The organism is Acidovorax kalamii (assembly GCF_002245625.1).
GTDB classification, from domain to species: Bacteria; Pseudomonadota; Gammaproteobacteria; order Burkholderiales; family Burkholderiaceae_C; genus Acidovorax; species Acidovorax kalamii.
On the sequence record NZ_NOIG01000011.1, the window covers coordinates 45,060 to 64,967 of the forward strand.

Consider the following 19,908-nt stretch of genomic DNA (forward strand, 5'->3'; position numbering starts at 1 on the left):
CTTGCTTAACGGTAGACCGGGAAACGTGCGGTCAGGGCGTTGACCTTGGCGCGCACGGCGGCGATGTTGGCCTCATCGCGGGGGTTGTCCAGCACGTCTGCAATCAGGTTGGCCGTGATGCGGGCTTCTTCTTCCTTGAAGCCGCGTGTGGTCATGGCGGGGGTGCCAATGCGCACGCCGCTGGTCACCATCGGCTTTTCAGGGTCGTTGGGGATGGCGTTCTTGTTGATGGTCATGTGAGCGGCGCCCAGCACGGCCTCGGCTTCCTTGCCGGTGATGCCCTTGGCGCGCAGGTCCACCAGCATGACGTGGCTTTGCGTGCCGCCCGACACGATGCGCAGGCCGCGTGCGGTCAGCGTCTCGGCCACAACCTTGGCGTTCTTTGCCACTTGCTCTTGGTAGGCCTTGAACTCGGGCTGCATTGCTTCCTTGAAGGCCACGGCCTTGGCTGCAATCACATGCATCAGCGGGCCGCCTTGCAGGCCGGGGAAAATGGCGCTGTTGATGGCCTTCTCGTGCTCGGCCTTCATCAGGATGATGCCGCCACGGGGGCCGCGCAGGCTCTTGTGCGTGGTCGATGTCACCACGTCGGCGTGGGGCACGGGGTTGGGGTACACGCCGGCAGCGATCAGGCCCGCGTAGTGGGCCATGTCCACCATGAAGATGGCGCCGATTTCCTTGGCGACCTTGGCGAAGCGGGCAAAGTCGATGTGCAGGCTGTAAGCGGATGCACCAGCCACGATCAGCTTGGGCTTGTGCTCGCGGGCCTTGGCTTCCATCGCGTCGTAGTCGATCTCTTCTTTGGCGTTCAGACCGTAGGAGACCACGTTGAACCATTTGCCCGACATGTTCAGCGGCATGCCGTGGGTCAGGTGGCCACCTTCGGCCAGGCTCATGCCCATGATGGTGTCGCCGGGCTTGAGGAAGGCGAGGAACACGGCTTCGTTGGCGGATGCGCCGCAATGCGGCTGCACGTTGGCGGCATCGGCGCCGAAGATCTTCTTCACGCGGTCGATGGCCAGCTGCTCGGCCACGTCCACATGCTCGCAGCCACCGTAGTAGCGCTTGCCGGGATAGCCTTCGGCGTACTTGTTGGTCAGCTGGGTGCCCTGCGCCCACATCACGGCGGGGGAGGCGTAGTTCTCGCTGGCGATCAGCTCGATGTGGTGCTCTTGCCGGGCGTTTTCGGCCTGGATGGCGGCAAAGAGTTCGGGGTCGGTTTGTTCGACAAGAATGTTGCGGTCGTACATGGTTTGGCAGTCCTAAGAACTTGTGTCCCTTGAAACAAGGGCTGCCCAGGCGAACGGCTGAACGCAGCGGGTGGCCCCGTGCGGCACGCTTCCCAGTGGTTCACAAGGGGCGGGCCCTTGCCGGTTTCCACGTCAGCGGCAGCACCCTGTGCGGGTACCGCGCCTATCGCCAGTCGCGTACTTCGCTAGTGTAGCCGACACGGCGGCGTGCACCTACCAGGTGCATCGCACAAATCTCCGCTGGGCCGAGGGGTTCACAGACCCGACAGCAGGGCCACCTTGTCGGCGGTCGCGGTGGGCGCTGCCGGTGGGGCTGCGGCCGGAATGCTCTGGGCAGGCGCCTGGGTGGACAGCGACGGGGGAGGGTTGAAGGGCATGGCCCGGCCGTTGGCGACCTGGCGCAGGCGGAAATGCTCTGCCATCACCTTGGCTGCATAGCCGCCATCGTCGGCCATGTTGGCTGCGCCCACGTAGTAGCGCAGGCCGCCCTCGACGGAGCCAGCGCGCGCAATACATTCCTGCAGCACCTTGACACCCACGCGCAGGTTGCTCACCGGGTCGAAGGCCGCAAAGTGGCCGCCAAAGCTCTGGTATTTGTCGGTGTGCACGCGGGTCATGACCTGCATGAGGCCCTGGGCGCCCACGGCGCTCTCGGCAAACGGGTTGAAGCTCGACTCGATCGCCATGATGGCCAGGATCAGCGTGGGGTCGATCTTGGCGCGGGTGCCGATCTCATAGGCCTCGGCCACCAGCACGCTGAGCGGCTCGGGCGCCACGCGGTACTTCTTGCTGAGCCAGAAGGCCACTGCGGCCTGCTCCTTGGGCAGGTCCTTGGGGTTGGCGGCCGTGGCGCGCTCGCTGGCTTCGGGCTCGATGGGCATGCCCAGCATTTCCACCTGGCGGGCCTGCAGCCAGCCCATGAGGCGCTCTTCGCCAGCCTGGCGCAGGTCGGGCCGGGCCGTGAGGGCAATGATGATGAAGGCAACGGCCAGGCCGATGAGGGCAAAGCTGTTGTGGGTGATTTCAAGAAAACCTTCGGTCACATCGGCCACGAAGGTTCGTACGCCGGAGACTATTTTTCCTGACGCTGTCATAGCTCTTCCTTTCTGAGGCGCAGCGGGAGCTTGGAGCAGTCACTGGGACTGCACCTTCCCGGCAAGTCGCCTGGATTGGTACGCCATCAAGTCCGGGCTGCACGTCTGTGGAGTGCTTGTCGCCTGGTTTGACTTAGCCGGGTTCGGCAGCGGGTTGGGGTTTTTACTAGCCCGTTTTCAGGGCTGGCGGATTCTAGAAGCTCTCTAAATGCATAGTCAATACTAACAATCGAAATCATCAGACACTTGAGTTATGAAAAATCTGTAAAAAATTACAGTTTTTGGGCTCTTTGAGGGGCTCGAAGTTGCCTGGCGCGGGTGGTGGGTGTGACACCCCCGTGTCAAATTCAATCGGCCGTGTGGCCGCCATTGAGAATCCGATTTGAGCCCGGAGAGCGACTTTGGTAAGGTGGAGGCGCCTGTAGATTTCAGGCATCGCCAGACGAAGCGAAATCTCCCTCCGAGGGCATTCAGTGCCAAGGTGCAGCAGATGCCGCTTCTAAGGCAACCCCTGGAGGCAATCCCTTGCCTCCTCGCCATGCGGACCTTTATCTCCGCATCGCGACCGATGGCAAAGACCGTTGTGTCAGCCGTCAAGCCCGGCGGGCAGGCCATGAGGCCCTGTCCGTCGGGCTTTCTTGTTTGTGCTTCACCCTTGGGATCCTCTGCACAAATTCTGCACAAATCACCGCGCCGTGTGCATCTGCGGTCTCGGGTGGTCTGCGGCGTTGCAAATACTCGCAATAGCTACGGCTATTGCTGCTTTTTGCGCCTTGCAGCCCATCCCGTTCCGCAGCGCCCGCTTGCCGCTCCATTCGTGCAGGATCCCTTGGCGATTGGGCATTGGCGTCTATATATAGATAATGGGGGCTGCCCCTGGCGGGGCGACTGTTCGCCCGCAGTAGGGCGAGGTTCCCATAGAGGGGCCGCAGCCTGTCGGCTGCCTGTCCAAGCCTTGTGCCAGATCACCTGTAGAAGGTTGGTGTGGTGCATACAAAGGCGCCCGCTCAGAACCCGGTGAAAATAGCCCCTTTGTTGCCCCGGCACGCATGCAGTGCGCTTGCCGTGGCAGGTCCTCTTTTGGCAATGCGCCAGGGGTGCCTTCGTTATCCATTGGATCCATGTTTCCATTTTTTTCCCGCAGCAAAATGTCCGACGCACCTGAAGTGAATCCGGCCCCGGCCAAAACCCAAGAGCCGCATCCGCTCGACGCGCTGACCGGCGGTGCTTTTTCTGCCGCCACATCCGGCGAGCGCGCCTCCCGCATCCGTGACTGGCTGGCCACCCAGCCCGCGCCCGAACAGCTGCAGGAAGTCTTCAAGGAGCTGAGCGGCCGTGACAAGGGTGCCGCCCGTGCCGTGCGTGAGCGCCTGGATGAAATCCGCCGCGCCAAGGGGCAAGAAGCGATCGCCGCCGAATGGGCCGAGAAGGCCCAGGCGCTGTTGGCCGCCCCCAAGCTCAATATTGCAGACGCCCTGGCCTGGCAGCGCGATGCGGCCAAGGCCGGTGCGCCCTTGTCCCGTGAACCGCTGTCGTTGCTCAAGGCGCAGATGGCTGACCGCGTGAAGGTCATCGAAGACCTGCAGCACCGCGTGCAGGTGCAACGCGAAGCCGCCGTGCTGCTTGCACAACGCATTGAAGTGCTCTCGACCAAGCCTTGGCGCGATGCACATGCGGCGCTTGAACTGCTGCGCGCCGACGTTGCGCGCTGGCAGGAGCAAGCCCAGGAACTGACGGGCGACGCCAGCTGGGTGAGCGTGGAAGCCCGCTTCCCCCCGCTGCTGGACGCCTCTCGCACCCAGTTGCTGGTGGTGTGGGAAGCCTTCCAGCCCGCCGTGGCCCAGGCGGCCGCAGCGGCCGAAGACGCAGCAGCACCCTTGCCCCCCGTGCCCGTGTGGGCCGATGAACTGCGTGCTGCGCGAGGCCTGCCTACCGAGGCGGCCGCCGCTTCGGCTGCAGCCAAACCCGCACGTGCCGCCAAGCCCAAGGTGGCTCCCGAGGTGGTGGAGAAGGCCGCACAGGTGGTGCGCGAAGCCCTGGCGACGCTGGAAAAGGAAACCGCCGAAGGCCATGGCAAGGCCAGCGCTGGTGCCGCCGCCGCCCTGCGGGCCGTGCTCAAGGTGCATGGCAAACACATCGACAACGCGCTGGAGCAGCAGGTGCACACCGCACTGGTGGCTGCGGGCGAACTGGAGGGCTGGCAGCGCTGGAGCGCCGACCAGGTGCGCGAAGACCTCGTCGCCAAGGCTGAGGCATTGCTCAATCGCCCCGAAGGGCAGGCCCTGGGTGGCCGCAAGATGCAGGAGACCCTGCGCAACCTGCGTGATCAATGGAAGCAGGCAGACCAAGGCGGTGCCCCCAACCACGGCTTGTGGAAAAAATTCGACGAAGCCTGCAACGCCGCGCACAAGGTCGTCGAGGCCTGGCTGGACAAGATCCGCACCGAAGCGGCTGAGCACAAGGCGCAGCGCCTGGCGCTGATCGAAGAGGTCAAGGCCTGGGCGCAAGAGCACGCGTCATCGACCGACTGGAAGGGCATGAACCGCGCTCTGTACCAGTTTGGTGACCGCTGGCGCGAGGGTGGCCATGTGGGCGAAAAGCTGTTTGCCGAACTGCAGCCGCAGTGGAAGCAGGCCATTGCCCTGGCCGCCGCGCCGCTGGAGGCCGCACAAAAAGACAGCCTGGCCCGCCGCCACGCCATGATCGAAGAAGCAACGGCGCTGGGCGCTGCACCCACGCTGCGCATCGACGCGGTCAAGGCCCTGCAGCAGCGCTGGCAAGCCGAGGCGCAGTCCGTGCCGCTGGATCGCAAGCACGAACAAAAGCTGTGGGATGCTTTCCGCAAACCCATTGACGAGGCGTTCAATCGCAAATCGGCCGACCGTGAAAAGGCTGCCACCGAACTGAGCGCACGCGACCGCGCGGTGCTGGACGCCTCCAAGGCCCTGGAGGCTGCCAATACCACGGGCGATGCCCAGCAGATCCGTGCTGCCGTGCAGGCGCTGGAGGCTGCATTGCGTGGCCAGGCCCAGGCGGCTGAAGCGGTGGCTACTGTGCAGAAGGCGGAGGCGGCACAAAACGCTGCGTCGCCTGCCGAGCAGGCCGGCGCGGGTGATGCTCCTGCGGCGGATGCCGATGCGAGTGGGGCAGCCGCTGATGGCGAAGCTGCGGCACCTGCTGCCGCCCCTGTGGCGCCCCCCAAGCCAGCCCGCCCCGTGGTGGCTGTGCGTGGCGACGACCGCCCTGGTATGAAAAAGGATGCACCAGCCGCCGCTGGCCGTGGCGCGCGTCCAGGTGATCGCCGTGATGGTCGTCCTGGTGACCGTGACGCGGGCCGTGGCCCGCGCACCGAAGGCCGTTTTGGTGACCGCAATGACCGTGGCGGCCGCATGGGCGAGCGCCCTGCTCACGAAGACCGTGGTCCCCGCCTGGGTGATGCGGCTTTCCGGGCACAGCGTGATGCCATGGAGCACGCTCAGCTGGCGCTGAAAAAGTTGGCAGCCCAGGCCCATGGTGAAACGCTGACCCAGTTGCTCGCGGCGTGGGACAAGCGCGATCCGTCCCAGGTCCCGAGTGCACAAGACCTGGGGGGCCGCGTGACGGCATCCGTGCGCGCCGCATGGACACAGGCTCTGTCCGCCGCGCCTCAGGGCGATGCATCCGAAGCGTTGCTGCGCCTGGAAATGGCAGCCGAAGCCCCCACACCCGCGGAGCACATCGCTGCTCGGCGCATGCTGCAACTGCAACTGCTGACGCGCCGTAACGACCCGGCCCCGGCCCAGACCTGGGGCCAGGATGCTGCCCGCGTGCTGGCCAGTGCCAGCGACCCTGCCAGCGCCCGGCGTCTGCAGAACGTGCTGAAGACGCTGCTGCGCAAGCAGTAAGGGATGAGGGTGCTGCTCGGGTGACCCGAAGGGGCTCCCGGGCATGTGCCGCGGGCCCGTGCAGGCGAATGCGCTGATCCACGGGCGTGCTGCGTATTGGCGATTGGGTGATTGGCTGCGGCGAAATGTAGGCAGCACAAATGAAAAATCCCCGGCATGCGGGGATTTTTTTGGCGCTTTCAAAGCAATGGAAGTGCTCTGAATGTTTGCATATGGCGGAGAGGGCGGGATTCGAACCCGCGGTGGGGATTAGCCCACACACGCTTTCCAGGCGTGCGACTTAAACCGCTCATCCACCTCTCCGAAGCCCTCGATTATAGCCACAGGATTGCGTCTATCTGGGCCGGTGGCGGGGTTGGCGGCAAAAAAAGGTGCTGGTCCGTTTTTAGCCTGCCTTCTGCGACGCCTGCACCATCTTCATGGCCGAGCCGATCAGGGCCGATACCTCGGTCATGTTGCTGGGCACGATGAGCGTGGTGGTGGCGTCGGACGCGACCTGGCTGTAGGCGTCCACGGCCTTTTCTGCGACCTTGAGCTGCACGGCCTGTTCACCGCCGGGCTGGCGGATGGCGGTGGCCACGCGCTCGATGGCCTCTGCGGTAGCCTGGGCCACGGCGCGGATGGATTCGGCCTCGCCGATGGCCTTGTTGATGACAGCCTGTTTTTCCCCTTCGGAGCGGGCGATGAAGGCTTCGCGCTCGCCGGTGGCAATGTTGATCTGTTCCTGTCGGCGGCCTTCGGAGGCAGCAATCAGCGCACGCTTTTCGCGCTCAGCGGTGATCTGAGCCTGCATGGCGTGCAGGATTTCCTTAGGAGGAGTCAGGTCCTTGATTTCGTAGCGCAGCACCTTCACGCCCCAGTTCAGCGCAGCTTCGTCGATGGCCTGCACGACCTGGGCGTTGATGATGTCGCGCTCCTCGAAGGTCTTGTCCAACTCCAGCTTGCCGATCACGGAGCGCAGCGAGGTCTGGGCCAGTTGCGTGACGGCCATGATGTAGTTGCTGGAGCCGTAGCTGGCGCGCATGGGGTCGGTGACCTGGAAGTACAGGATGCCGTCCACCTGCAGCTGTGTGTTGTCGCGTGTGATGCAGACCTGGCTGGGCACGTCGAGAGGGATTTCCTTGAGGCTGTGTTTGTAGGCTACCTTGTCCACAAACGGCACCAGAAAGTTCAGGCCCGGCGTGAGGGTGCCGGCGTATTTGCCCAGCCGCTCCTTGACCCAGGCGTTTTGCTGGGGCACGACCTTGACGGAGCGTGCGATGAATATCACGGCAATGATGAGAATGACGATGGCGACTTCCATGAGAAACCTCTCTTTTCTTGTGATCTGTAAAGCTAAAGCGGTGGTCGATCTCTAGAGTGGATCCACCAGAAGGCGATTGCCCACCAATTCCGCCACCCGGTGCATCCCGGTGGAGGGCGTGACGCCAGGACGGTGGATGGCGATCCAGGTTGCGCCCCGGTACTTCACGGTGGTGGTTCCATCGGGGTTCCAGCCCTCGATCAGGATGGTTTCTCCCACATCCAGATTCACGCTGCGGTCGGCGCGGGCGGAAGGGTCTCCAGGCCGCTTTTTCTTGAGGTAGTACCAGCCCACCACAGCGCCGCCGCCCACCAAGGCCGCCGCCACCAGTTGAGCCGCGATAGGCAGTCCCAGATGGGCTGCCAAAGCTGCAGCTGCGAGGCCGACGGCCACCATCAGCAGATAAAACGTCCCGGTAAGCAGCTCCGCAACGACCACGGCCCCCGCTGCCAGCCACCAGATGGTGGATGCCTCCATGCTGAACCTCCTTGGGTCGGTTGTGTTTAGTGCACCACATTCTGGGTCAAAAGGGTGGCAGTTCAAAGGCGCGTCAACGTTATTCCTTACACTTCGCGCCTATTTCGTTTTTTGGCCGGGCAGGCCACGGCTCCTTGGAGGCTGCGCATGAAGTTTCGCTTTCCCATCATCATCATCGATGAAGACTATCGTTCCGAGAACACCTCGGGTCTGGGTATCCGCGCCCTGGCGCAGGCCATTGAGGCTGAGGGCTTTGAGGTGGTCGGGGTCACCAGCTATGGGGATTTGTCCCAATTTGCGCAGCAGCAAAGCCGCGCCAGCGCATTCATTTTGTCCATCGACGATGAAGAGTTCACTGTGGGCGAGGGGCTGGACCCGATCGTTCTGAGCCTGCGCAACTTCATCGGCGAGGTGCGCCGCAAGAACGCCGATGTGCCCATCTACGTGCACGGCGAGACCAAGACCAGCCGCCACCTGCCCAACGACATCCTGCGCGAGCTGCACGGCTTCATCCACATGTTCGAGGACACCCCCGAATTCGTGGCGCGCCACATCATCCGCGAAGCCAAGAGCTACCTCGAAAGCGTGCAGCCGCCGTTCTTCAAGGCGCTGCTGGACTACGCCGAAGACGGCTCGTACAGCTGGCACTGCCCCGGCCACTCGGGCGGCGTGGCGTTTTTGAAGAGCCCTGTGGGCCAGATGTACCACCAGTTCTATGGCGAAAACATGCTGCGTGCCGACGTGTGCAACGCGGTGGAAGAACTGGGTCAGCTGCTGGACCACAACGGCGCCATTGGCGAATCGGAGCGCAATGCCGCGCGCATCTTCAATGCCGACCACTGCTTCTTTGTGACCAACGGCACGTCCACGTCCAACAAGATGGTGTGGCACCACACCGTGGCCCCGGGTGACGTGGTGGTGGTGGACCGCAACTGCCACAAGTCCATCCTGCACAGCATCATCATGACCGGGGCCATCCCCGTGTTCATGAAGCCCACGCGCAACCATTTCGGCATCATCGGGCCCATCCCGCAAAGCGAGTTCGAACCCGCTGCCATCCAGGCCAAGATCAAGGCCAACCCGCTGCTCAAGGGCGTGGACGCGAAAAAGGTCAAGCCGCGCGTGCTCACGCTCACGCAGAGCACCTACGACGGCGTGCTCTACAACACCGAGACCATCAAGGGCATGCTCGATGGCTACGTGGACAACCTGCACTTCGACGAGGCCTGGCTGCCGCACGCGGCTTTTCACCCGTTCTATGGCAGCTACCACGCCATGGGCAAGAAGCGCACGCGTCCCAAGTATTCGGTGACGTATGCGACGCAGTCCATCCACAAGCTGCTGGCCGGCATCAGCCAGGCATCGCATGTGCTGGTGCAGGACTCGCAGACCGCCAAGCTCGACAGGCACCTCTTCAATGAGGCCTACCTGATGCACACGTCCACATCGCCGCAGTACAGCATCATCGCCAGCTGCGACGTGGCCGCCGCCATGATGGAGCCGCCCGGCGGCACCGCACTGGTGGAGGAAAGCCTGCTCGAAGCCCTGGACTTCCGCCGTGCCATGCGCCAGGTGGAAGAAGACTTCGGCAAGAACGACTGGTGGTTCAAGGTCTGGGGCCCCGACAAGTTGGTGGACGAGGGCCTGGGCCGTGCCGAGGACTGGATCATCCGCAGCGACGGCAAAGGCAAGAAGAACGGCAGCAAGTGGCACGGCTTCGGCCAGCTGGCCGATGGCTTCAACATGCTGGACCCGATCAAGTCCACCATCGTCACGCCCGGCCTGAACCTGGACGGCAAGTTCGACAAGACCGGCATTCCTGCGTCCATCGTGACCAAGTACCTGGCCGAGCACGGCGTGGTGGTGGAGAAGACGGGCCTGTACAGCTTCTTCATCATGTTCACGATCGGCATCACCAAGGGCCGCTGGAATACGCTGCTGACGGCGCTGCAGCAGTTCAAGGACGACTACGAGAAGAACCAGCCCATGTGGCGCATCCTTCCGGAGTTCTGCCAGCAGCACAAGCGCTACGAGCGCATGGGCCTGCGCGACCTATGCCAGCATGTGCACGAGATGTACGCCAAGTACGACATCGCGCGCCTGACGACCGAGATGTACCTGTCGGACCTCACGCCCGCCATGAAGCCCTCGGACGCCTACGCGCACATTGCGCATCGCACGACGGAGCGCGTCGAGATTGACCACCTCGAAGGCCGCATCACCGTGGGCCTGGTCACGCCGTACCCCCCAGGCATTCCGCTGCTGATTCCCGGCGAGGTGTTCAACAAGAAGATCGTGGACTACCTCAAGTTCGCGCGCGAGTTCGCCAAGCTGTGCCCGGGTTTCGAAACCGACATCCACGGCCTGGTGGAGGTGGAAGACGAGAGCGGCCAGGTGCGCTACTACGCCGACTGCGTCGCGGGCAAGCTCTGAGCCCGCCCACAGCCCGCTCATGCCCCCATCGCTGCCTGGGCTTGGTGGGGGGGAATTGAGTCAAAAAAGGCTACCAGCGCTTGTTCATAAAGCGCCGGTAGCTATTTTTTTGATAGTGGATCAGCGTACGGCTGTTGTGGGAGTCGTGGCAGCCGGCGAGTCCAGCCGCACCCGCACAAAGCTCGCAAAACGCGGCAGGCCGCCGTCGTGTGTGCCGCGAAAGCGGTAGGTCACCCAGCTGCCAATGGGCGGTGGGTCGGCGCGGTCGGCATCGCTCAGTCCTGCGCCCAGCCTGAAACGCTGGCCTGAGGGCATCTCCAACAGCAGCGCACCCAGCCGCCCGGCATGCTTGCCCTTGCCTGGCAGGTGGCCGACCACCAGCGCCTCGGTGTCTTCGTGGGTCTTGAGCTTGATGAGATCGTCGCTGCGGCCAGAGCGGTACAGCGAGCTGCCCTTGTGCAGCATCAGCCCCTCGCCGCCCGCGCGCACCGTGCGCTGCAGCAGGGCTTGCAGGGCGGCATCGGTCGCCACGCGCTGTTGCGGCACGGCCTGAACCCAGGGCTGGTGGATCTGTGCGACCAGGGCCTTCAGTGCGGGCAGGCGTTCGTCAAACGGGCCGCCCTGGGTGGGCAGGTCAAACACCATGAAGCGCATCTGCCGCCAGGCCGCATCGTCCGGCTGCTGCTGGCGTGTGGTGGACTGGGCATGCGCAAAACGGCCTCGCCCCGCCCACAGCTCGCCATCCATGGGCGTGGCGGGCCAGCCTGCGGTGAACCAGGCGGGCGCGGCCACCGTTTCACCGCCGCGTGTGCGCAGCGTGTAGCCGTCCCAGTAGCCCCGCACGCCGTCGTACTTCTCGCTTACCCAGTAGTCGGCCAGCGGCATGCCGGGGCGGTACACATTGGCCAGCAGCAGGGCGGGGGCATCGGCTGCGTGCACTGTCATGGCGACAGGCAGCAGGCCCAGCATCCCCAGGCCCAGCCAATGCCTGCGGGTTAGTTTGCTATTGAAAATATAGCTGATTGCGCATGATGGATGCGCGGTAGCAGCCATTTTGTTCAATATTTCGGTGTGGTCCGCAGGGTGTCCGGGGTGCGGTGCGCTCAGACCTGGTCGGCAGACAGGCCCGCCGTCTGGCTGAAGCCGCCATCCACGTAGGTGATCTCGGCGGTCATGCCCGAGGCCAGGTCGGACAGCAGGAAGGCCGCCACATTGCCCACGTCTTCAATCGTCACATTGCGGCGCAGGGGCGAGGCGTCGGCCACGCGGGACAGCAGCTTGCCGAAGTCCTTGATGCCGCTCGCAGCCAGCGTCTTGATGGGGCCCGCGCTGATGCCGTTGGCTCGGATGCTGCGGCCGTCTTCGGTGCGGCCCACAGCCTCAGCCAGGTAGCGCACGCTGGCCTCCAGGCTGGCCTTGGCCAGGCCCATGGTGTTGTAGTTGGGGATGGAGCGCAGCGCGCCCAGGTAGCTCAGGGTCAGCAGCGACGACTTGTCGTTCAGGTAGGGCAGGGCGGCCTTGGCCATGGCCGGGAAGCTGTAGGCGCTGATGTCGTGCGCAATGCGGAAGCCTTCGCGGCTCAGGCCGTCGAGGAAGTTGCCCGCAATCGCTTCGCGCGGTGCAAAGCCGATGCTGTGCACAAAGCCGTCGAACTTCGGCCAGGTCTGCGACAGTTCGGCAAACATGCGCTCGATCTGCTCGTCGCTGGCCACGTCGCAGTCAAACACTAGCTGGGAGTTGAACTCTGCCGCAAAGTCGGTGATACGGTCCTTGAAGCGCTCGCCCACGTAGCTGAACGCCAGCTCGGCGCCTTGTTCGTGGCAGGCCTTGGCGATGCCGTAGGCGATGGAGCGGTTGGACAAAACACCCGTGATGAGCAGCTTCTTGCCGGTCAGAAAACCCATGTTCAATCTCCTTTTGGAATAGCGGAATGTGGGCCGGCGGGCGAGGGCATAGGGGTATGCGCTGGGTGCCACGTAGGCCGGCGAACGTAGTGCAGAATTGTCGCATGCGGTTCTGGCTGACTTTTTTGCTGATGGGGTGTGCGACTCCTGTGTGGGCTGCGCATGGGTATGCTCTGTGGGGCGAGCCGCGTTATCCCGCTGGGTTTGCGCACTTTGCCTACGTGAACCCTGATGCGCCGAAAGGCGGAGAGCTGCGGCTGGTCAGCAACCTGCGTGTCTCCACCTTTGATAAGTACAACCCGTTCACCATCAAAGGCAACGCGCCAGCGTACCTGTCGTCGCTGATGTTCGACTCACTGCTGGTGGGCTCCATGGACGAGACCGCGACGGGCTACGGCCTGCTGGCAGAAGATGTGGAAGTTGCCCCTGATGGGTTGTCCGCCACCTTCCGCTTGCGACCCGAGGCGCGGTTCCACAATGGCAAGCCGGTGTTGGCCCAGGACGTAAAACACAGTTACGACACGTTGGTTGGCCCTTTCACATCGCCCGCCTACAAGACGCTGCTTATCGAAGTGGCGGGTGTGGATGTAGTCAATGACCGCACCGTGCGTTATCGCTTCAAACAGCCCAACCGTGAGCTGCCCTTGACCGTGGGCGGGCTACCGGTGTTCAGCCGCGACTGGGGTGTGGAAAACGGCAAGGCCAAGCCTTTTGACCAGGTGGTGATGGATATCCCCATCGGTAGTGGTCCCTACAAGATTGGGCCCGTACGTTTCGGCAAGGACATCACCTATGTGCGTGACCCGCAGTACTGGGCACGCGACCTGAACGCGCGCAGGGGTACCGCCAATTTCGACAACGTCCTGGTCAAGATCTACAAGGACAACACCGCGCGGCTGGAGGCCCTGAAGGCGGGTGAGTTCGATCTGATGCGTTTCTTCAGTGCGGGCGACTGGGCCCGCCGCGTCACGGGCAGGAAGTTCGACACTGGTGAGCTGGTCAAGGGCGAGTTCAAACACAAACTGCCGTCGGGTTTTCAGAGCTACGTGCTCAACACCCGCCGCCCGCTGCTGCAGGATGTGCGCGTGCGGGAGGCCTTGGGCCTGGCTCTGGACTATGAGTGGATGAACCGCCAGATGTTCTACGGCGCCTACCAGCGTGTGAACGGCCTGTTTGGCAACACTGCGTGCGAAACCAAGGGCAGCCCGTCGCCCGAGGAACTCGCGCTGATGGAGCCCTACCGCAAAGACATTCCTGCCGCTGCCTTTGGCCCCATGACCGTGCCCCCCCGCACCGACGGCGATTCGTCACTGCGCGCCAACCTGCGACGCGCACAGGCCCTGCTCAAAGAGGCTGGCTGGGAAGTGCGTGACGGTGCCTTGCGCAACGCGAAGGGCGAGGCGATGGTGCTGGAGTACATGGACAGTAACGAAGGGGGGGTGCGTACCATCACCCCCTGGATGCGCAATCTCGAAAAGATCGGCATCACCCTGCGCTTCCGGTCGGTGGACTTCGCGCTGTACCAGCAGCGGCTGCAGAAGTTCGATTTCGACATCACCTCGATCGCGTACCAGGGTACCAACAACCCAGGCCAGGAATTTGCTGACATGTTCGGCAGCCAGGCGGCCGATACGGAGGATTCCGGCAACTATGCGGGCGTCAAGAGCCCGGCAGTGGACGCCATGGTCAAAGCCATGACTTCTGCGAAGACCGAGGCGCAATTGCTGCCCGCCTGCCACGCGCTGGAGCGCATCATTGCGCACAGCCACTACCTGATTCCGCAGTGGACGGCCGGCACACACCGCATGGTCTACAACGCCTGGCGGCTGGAGCGACCGGCTACGGTGCCGCCCTACGCCAGCGGCGAAGGGTGGGTCATCGACACATGGTGGGCGCGTGTTCCGCGACAGACCGCGCCGGACAAGAAATAGCCACAGACCGCTCCCTATGTTTGCTTACATCCTCAAACGGGTCCTGCTCATGCTGCCTACGCTGCTGGGCGTGCTCTTGTTGACCTTTGTGGTGATCCAGTTCGTGCCCGGTGGCCCTGTGGAGCAGTACATGGCCGAGGCCAAGGCCGGGGTGGGTGGTGGCGCTGAAGGGGGCGGGCTCAGTTATCGAGGTGCACAGGGTGTGGACCCCAAACGGCTGGAGCAGATCAAGGCGTTGTACGGATTTGACAAGCCTGCGCACGAGCGTTTTCTGCAGATGCTGGCCCAGTTCGCACGGTTTGATCTGGGCAAGAGCTTTTTCCAGAACAAGGATGTGTGGCAGCTGGTGAAGGAAAAGCTCCCTGTCTCCATCAGCCTGGGCCTGTGGACCTTCTTCATCAGCTACCTCGTTGCTGTGCCATTGGGCGTGGCCAAGGCGGTGCGTGCGGGGTCACGCTTTGATCTGGTCACCACCTTGCTCATCCTGGTCGGTTACGCCATCCCGGGCTTCGTGCTCGGCGTGGCGCTGCTCGTGATTTTTGGCGGTCAGCTGCAGTGGTTCCCGCTGCGCGGGCTCACGTCGGCCAACTGGGAGCAGTTGTCCTGGGGCGCGCGCATCGTGGACTATTTGTGGCACATCACGCTGCCCGTCACGGCCATGGTGCTGGGCAGTTTTGCCGTCACGGCCATGCTGACCAAGAACGCGTTCCTCGAAGAGATCCGCAAGCAGTATGTGCTCACGGCCCGTGCCAAGGGCCTCTCCGAGCGGCAGGTGCTGTGGAAGCATGTGTTTCGCAATGCGCTCATCCCCATCGTTACCGGCTTTCCGGCCGCGTTCATCGGCGCTTTCTTTGCAGGCTCGCTGCTGATCGAAACCCTGTTCTCGCTCGACGGGCTGGGCCTGCTCAGCTACGAGAGCGTGATCCGCCGTGACTACCCCGTAGTGCTGGGCACGTTGTACCTGTTCACGCTGATCGGGCTGGTGACCAAGCTCATCAGTGACCTCTGTTATGTGTGGGTGGACCCGCGCGTGAAGTTTGACTAGCCCGAACGCACCGATGGCCCCGATGAGTCCTGCTGCTGCCCCGATTTCACTCTCCCCATCCCGCCGTGCCTGGCTGCGCTTCAAGCGCAACCGGCTGGGGTACTGGAGTCTGATCATTTTTTGTGCCCTGGTGCTGGTCAGCCTGTGCGCCGAGCTGGTCAGCAACGACAAGCCACTCATCGTGCGCTACGAGGGGCAGACCTATTTCCCCATGCTCAAGGACTACCCCGAGAAGACCTTCGGGGGCGACTTCGAAACCCCCACCGACTACCTCGACCCCTTCATCAAGGAGCGGTTGAGCACCGGCAGCAACTGGGCGCTGTACACCCTGAACCCCTACGGCCCCAACACGCTCAACTACTTTGCCAAGGCGCCCAACCCCTCGGCGCCCACGGCCGACAACTGGCTGGGCACGGACGACCGGGGGCGCGACCTGCTGGCGCAGCTGCTCTACGGCTTTCGGGTGAGCGTGCTGTTTGGCCTGGCGCTCACCATCACCGGCGTGCTGCTGGGCGTGGTCACGGGTGCCCTCCAGGGTTTTTTTGGCGGCAAGACCGATCTTGCGTTCCAGCGCTTCATCGAGATCTGGGGCTCCATGCCCGAGCTGTACCTGCTCATCATCTTCAGCGCGGTGTTTGCGCCCAGCATTGCGCTGCTGCTTGTTTTGCTGAGCCTGTTTGGCTGGATGGGGCTGTCTGACTATGTGCGCGCCGAGTTCCTGCGCAACCGCCAGCTTGACTATGTGAAGGCCGCACGCGCCCTGGGTGTGGGCAACCTGCAGATCATCTGGCGCCACATCCTGCCCAATAGCCTCACGCCCGTGGTCACTTTCCTGCCCTTCCGCATGAGTGCGGCCATCCTTGCGCTCACCTCGCTCGACTTTCTGGGCCTGGGGGTGCCGCCCGGCACACCGTCGCTGGGCGAATTGCTGAGCCAGGGCAAGAACAGCATTGACGCGTGGTGGATTTCGCTTTCGACCTTTGGCGTGCTGGTCACCACCCTTCTCTTGCTCACCTTCATGGGCGACGCACTGCGCGATGCGCTGGACCCCAGAAAGGCCGACCTGTGACCGTAACCCCATCGGCCAACAATCCACCCCTGCTGCAGGTGCAGGACCTGCATGTGCGCTTCGGCCCCAAAGAGGTGGTGCGAGGTGTCAATCTCCACATTGCTGCGGGCGAGAAGCTCGCGCTGGCGGGCGAGTCCGGCTCGGGCAAGACCATCACCGCCTTGAGCCTTTTGCGCTTGGTGGGCGATGCCGCCATCACCGGGCAGGCTCACCTGCAAGGCCGGGGCGACCTGCTGGCGCTGACCGAGCGCGAAATGCGCGGCGTGCGCGGCGACGACATCGCCATGGTGTTCCAGGAGCCCATGACGGCGCTCAACCCGCTGATGACGATTGGCGCGCAGATCGCCGAAATCCTGCTGCTCAAGCGCGGTCTCACGGGCGCCCAGTGCGCACAGGCGGCCATTGATCTGCTGGCGCAAACCGGCATCCCCGAGCCCGCGCGCCGCGCCAACAGCTTTCCGCACCAGCTCAGCGGCGGCCAGCGCCAGCGCGCCATGATCGCCATGGCCCTGGCCAGCGCGCCCAAGCTGCTGCTGGCCGACGAGCCCACCACGGCTCTGGATGTGAGCCTGCGCGGGCAGATCCTGGATTTGCTGAGCGACCTGCAGCGCCAGACCGGCATGGCCGTGCTGCTCATCACGCACGACCTGAACCTGGTGCGCCGCTTTGCCGACCGCGTGGCCGTGATGGAGCAGGGCGTGCTGGTAGAGCAGGGGCCGGTGGCCGAAGTGTTTGGTGCCCCCCAGCATGCGTACACCCGCCGCCTGATCGCCAGCCAGCCGCGCCGCGATGTGGCCCTGGCCGACCCGCCTGCTGGCACGGCGCCCGTGGTGCAGACACAAGACCTGCGGGTGGTCTACCCCACGCCGTTGCCAGGCATCAAGGGCTGGTTCAAGAAAGGCGAGTTTGTGGCCGTGCAGGGCGCCACACTGCAACTGCTGCCCGGCCAGACGCTGGGTGTGGTGGGCGAATCCGGCTCCGGCAAGTCCACGCTGGCAGGGGCCATCCTGGGGCTGCTGCCTTCGGCAGGACAAGTGCAGGTGGGCGGGCAGGCGTGGCAGCAGCCCGCCATGCGCAATACGCCCAGCAACCAGCAACTGCGCCGCCGGGTGCAGGTGGTGTTTCAAGACCCGTTCTCCTCCCTCTCACCGCGGCTCACGGTCGAAGAGATCGTGGGCGAGGGCCTGAAGGTGCACGAACCCACGCTCGCCGTGGCCCAGCGCCGCACGCGTGTCGAGGCAGTGCTGGCCGAAGTGGGCCTGACCGAAGCGCAGTACCCGCGCCTGCTGGAGCGCTACCCGCATGAGTTTTCAGGTGGCCAGCGCCAGCGCCTGGCCATTGCGCGGGCGCTCATCGTGCAGCCGCAGGTTCTGGTGCTCGACGAGCCCACCAGCGCGCTCGACGTGACCATCCAGCAGCAGGTGCTGGGCCTGCTGCAGCGCCTGCAGAAAGAAAAGGGCCTGAGCTACCTGCTCATCACCCACGATGTGGATGTGATCCGCGCCATGGCGCACGATGTGCTGGTGATGAAGGATGGCGCCGTGCTGGAAAGCGGCCCGGTGAATGGGGTGCTGGACGCACCGCAACACCCCTACACCCAGCGCCTGGTGGCGGCTGCCATTGCACCGGGCGTTGCGGGCTGACAGACTGGGGAGGGCTTGCGCGCATGGATGCGTGCATGCGGTTGCGCATGCCCCCTGGCCGTGGAAAGATGCCTTCACCCCCTGCAACCCGCCGGGGCACTCTGGCCGGAGCCTCCATGCCCCCATCCCTGCCTGAACCCATGCCCGCCCAAGCGCCCACCCTGCCGCCAGACGGCGACACTACGACCGCCTTGGATCTGGCCGAGGTCTACCGCCGGGCCCGCGCTCTGGCCGCCCAGGGCCAATGCATCACCGCCCTGCACCTGGGGCCCGAGCACTGCGTGCTGGCCACGGGGCAGGGGCCCGCGCAGCCTTCGGCCCAGCTGACGCTGGCGCTCGGCCAGCAGAAAACGGCGCGGGCGTTTTTCCGTGGCGCCGTGCCGACGCCGCTGGAGCTGGAGACCGCCATCGCCTCGGTGGAAGACGAGGTCTATGCGGCCCATGTGCGCCACCGCCAATGGGTGCCCGAGGGCGCCTCGGCCCAGCTGTACTCCACCGACCCGGCGTTGCATGAGATCGCCACCCTCGCAGGCATTTCGCCGGGGCCCGCCCGGGTGCTGCCGCTGGAGGCCATGGAGCGGCTGTTCAACCGGCTGGCCGCAGTGGCGCAAGGCCGCCCCGCCGCGCACGAGGGCCTGCCCGCCAGCCCCGCCTTCGCAGCCAGCCTGCTCGTCTTGCGCGAATTGATGCATCACATGCCATTTGCCGAAATCACCTTGCTGGACCTGCAGTAGTTGCTATTGATGAGATAGTGGAGAGAGCTGGATTGGCTGCCCGTGCGGGCCACCCGAGCACCGGGTGGATGGTGCTGGCGCATGGGAGATTGCGCGGGAGCGGTTGACACCCTGTCAGGTGGCGAGGTGGTCGGCATGCGCACGCAGTGTGGGCGGTGGACAACGCCGAGAAGAACAAACCCGCGCAGCGCGGTAACAATTCGTGCACTTTCACACGGGCCGACTTCACCCTCCACACCATGTCACAAAACGCGCATACCCTGCAGCTCTTCTTCGACAGCCCCATCAAGCTCAAGACAGCACAACTGGCCTACCAGTACCTGGTGGCGGGCAACACCGAACAGGCACAGCGCTGGGCCGGCGAGCTGGGCGTGGCCGACCTGGACGACCTGTGGGATGGGGAATGGTTCAACCAGCAGGTGGCGGCCAAACCCACCCACCTGCTGCTGTGTTTTGACACGGGTACCCACGACGACCTCCCCCTGCGCGCCCTGGAAACCCTGTTTGCCCACGGCCTGCGGGCGGCGGTGCTGGAGGTGTTCTACGACCAGGTGGGCGAAACCGAGCGCATGCACTTCGACCAGGGCCAGTGGGTGGGGCGCCAGGCCTTCTTCAGTGCCCACCCCGACTGGCGCGCGGTGGTGGAGCCTCTGGATGGGGGCGACGATGCGCAGGACGACCCCTATGCCTGCTCCCGCGACCCGGCCAAGCCCATGAGCGTGGCGAAGATGCGCAAGGATGAGGCCGACCGCCGCAAGCAGGGCGAAGAGGCGGCGAAGGCCTTCATCGACCTGGCTCAAACCTTTGGCAAAAATGGCCAGTCGCCAGTGCAGGGCCTGATTGCGGTGCTGTTGCTGCGCGCGGGGTTCAAGGGGCTGCTGCATGCCGTCGTGTTCACGGTGGTCACGGTGCTGCTGTTCAAGGGCATCTGGCTGTGGCTGGGCCTGGGCCTGGTGCTCGCGATTGCGCTGCCGCTGTTCTACATGGTGCGCGAGCACAAGGACCTGCGCGGCGATGGGGACGATGACGACGACGCTGCCGGTGGCAGCGATGGTGCCGACCCTGCAGGCCCGGCCACGGTGCAACCGGCGGCGGGCTGACCCGGCGCAGGGCGGGCGGGGCGGCAAAGACCCGCGACACA

14 protein-coding genes, 1 tRNA gene, 1 pseudogene and 1 riboswitch are annotated in these 19,908 nt (G+C 64.4%); of the genes and pseudogenes, 9 read left to right on the forward strand and 7 right to left on the reverse strand.

Going from position 1 to position 19,908, the window contains the following annotated elements; translation table 11 throughout:
* Positions 1-5: 5 nt before the first annotated feature.
* Both glyA and CBY09_RS17030 read right to left on the reverse strand, forming a co-directional pair.
* Entirely contained in the window at positions 6-1,250 is a 1,245-nt protein-coding gene (gene glyA / locus CBY09_RS17025; protein WP_094290788.1) for a serine hydroxymethyltransferase, read from the reverse strand.
* 36 nt (positions 1,251-1,286) lie between these two features.
* Positions 1,287-1,437, reverse strand: a riboswitch (ZMP/ZTP riboswitch).
* Between the two features lie 67 nt (positions 1,438-1,504).
* Positions 1,505-2,344, reverse strand: coding sequence for a lytic transglycosylase domain-containing protein (locus CBY09_RS17030; RefSeq protein WP_094290789.1), 840 nt, complete (start codon positions 2,342-2,344; stop codon positions 1,505-1,507).
* Positions 2,345-3,465: 1,121 nt separating this feature from the next.
* On the opposite strand from CBY09_RS17030, the gene CBY09_RS17040 reads away from it, so the two are divergent.
* Positions 3,466-6,228, forward strand: coding sequence for a DUF349 domain-containing protein (locus CBY09_RS17040; protein WP_094290791.1), 2,763 nt, complete (start codon positions 3,466-3,468; stop codon positions 6,226-6,228).
* 213 nt (positions 6,229-6,441) lie between these two features.
* Here the strand turns inward: CBY09_RS17040 and CBY09_RS17045 are convergent.
* The 3 genes from CBY09_RS17045 to CBY09_RS17055 form a co-directional block, all read right to left on the reverse strand.
* Positions 6,442-6,531 (reverse strand) — tRNA-Ser (locus CBY09_RS17045).
* An 82-nt stretch (positions 6,532-6,613) separates the two neighbouring features.
* Positions 6,614-7,531 (reverse strand): SPFH domain-containing protein, encoded by a 918-nt coding sequence (locus CBY09_RS17050; RefSeq protein WP_094290792.1) that lies wholly within the window; start codon positions 7,529-7,531, stop codon positions 6,614-6,616.
* Positions 7,532-7,582: 51 nt separating this feature from the next.
* Positions 7,583-8,008 carry an NfeD family protein gene (locus tag CBY09_RS17055; protein WP_094290793.1) on the reverse strand — a complete coding sequence of 142 codons (426 nt, stop codon included), beginning with the start codon at positions 8,006-8,008 and terminating at the stop codon, positions 7,583-7,585.
* A gap of 147 nt (positions 8,009-8,155) precedes the next feature.
* On the opposite strand from CBY09_RS17055, the gene CBY09_RS17060 reads away from it, so the two are divergent.
* The gene (locus CBY09_RS17060; protein ID WP_094290794.1) at positions 8,156-10,441 is read left to right on the forward strand and encodes an arginine/lysine/ornithine decarboxylase; all 2,286 of its coding nucleotides are present in this window, start codon (positions 8,156-8,158) and stop codon (positions 10,439-10,441) included.
* Between the two features lie 120 nt (positions 10,442-10,561).
* Here CBY09_RS17060 and CBY09_RS17065 read toward each other — a convergent pair whose 3' ends face one another.
* Both CBY09_RS17065 and fabI read right to left on the reverse strand, forming a co-directional pair.
* Complete coding sequence (locus CBY09_RS17065) at positions 10,562-11,410, reverse strand: DNA ligase (protein ID WP_165773935.1); 849 nt, start codon at positions 11,408-11,410, stop codon at positions 10,562-10,564.
* Between the two features lie 134 nt (positions 11,411-11,544).
* Positions 11,545-12,336 carry an enoyl-ACP reductase FabI gene (gene fabI / locus CBY09_RS17070; protein ID WP_420807463.1) on the reverse strand — a complete coding sequence of 264 codons (792 nt, stop codon included), beginning with the start codon at positions 12,334-12,336 and terminating at the stop codon, positions 11,545-11,547.
* On the opposite strand from fabI, the pseudogene CBY09_RS24300 reads away from it, so the two are divergent.
* From CBY09_RS24300 to CBY09_RS17100, 7 genes and pseudogenes are all read left to right on the forward strand, one after another.
* Positions 12,244-12,435 (forward strand): annotated as a pseudogene (locus CBY09_RS24300) (hypothetical protein); the annotation flags it as partial. The gene fabI and the pseudogene CBY09_RS24300 overlap by 93 nt on opposite strands.
* Positions 12,436-12,449: 14 nt before the next feature.
* Entirely contained in the window at positions 12,450-14,276 is a 1,827-nt protein-coding gene (locus tag CBY09_RS17075) for an extracellular solute-binding protein (protein WP_094290797.1), read from the forward strand.
* Between the two features lie 16 nt (positions 14,277-14,292).
* Positions 14,293-15,321, forward strand: a complete 1,029-nt coding sequence (locus CBY09_RS17080; protein WP_094290798.1) for a microcin C ABC transporter permease YejB — start codon at positions 14,293-14,295, stop codon at positions 15,319-15,321.
* A gap of 13 nt (positions 15,322-15,334) precedes the next feature.
* Complete coding sequence (locus tag CBY09_RS17085) at positions 15,335-16,390, forward strand: ABC transporter permease (protein WP_205734158.1); 1,056 nt, start codon at positions 15,335-15,337, stop codon at positions 16,388-16,390.
* A complete protein-coding gene (locus CBY09_RS17090) occupies positions 16,387-18,033 on the forward strand; it encodes an ABC transporter ATP-binding protein (protein WP_094290800.1) in 1,647 nt (548 codons plus the stop codon). The genes CBY09_RS17085 and CBY09_RS17090 overlap by 4 nt, the downstream gene beginning before the upstream one ends.
* A gap of 116 nt (positions 18,034-18,149) precedes the next feature.
* Positions 18,150-18,767, forward strand: a complete 618-nt coding sequence (locus CBY09_RS17095) for a hypothetical protein (RefSeq protein ID WP_205734159.1) — start codon at positions 18,150-18,152, stop codon at positions 18,765-18,767.
* Positions 18,768-19,006: 239 nt separating this feature from the next.
* Positions 19,007-19,867 (forward strand): hypothetical protein, encoded by an 861-nt coding sequence (locus CBY09_RS17100; protein ID WP_240515766.1) that lies wholly within the window; start codon positions 19,007-19,009, stop codon positions 19,865-19,867.
* Positions 19,868-19,908: the final 41 nt, after the last annotated feature.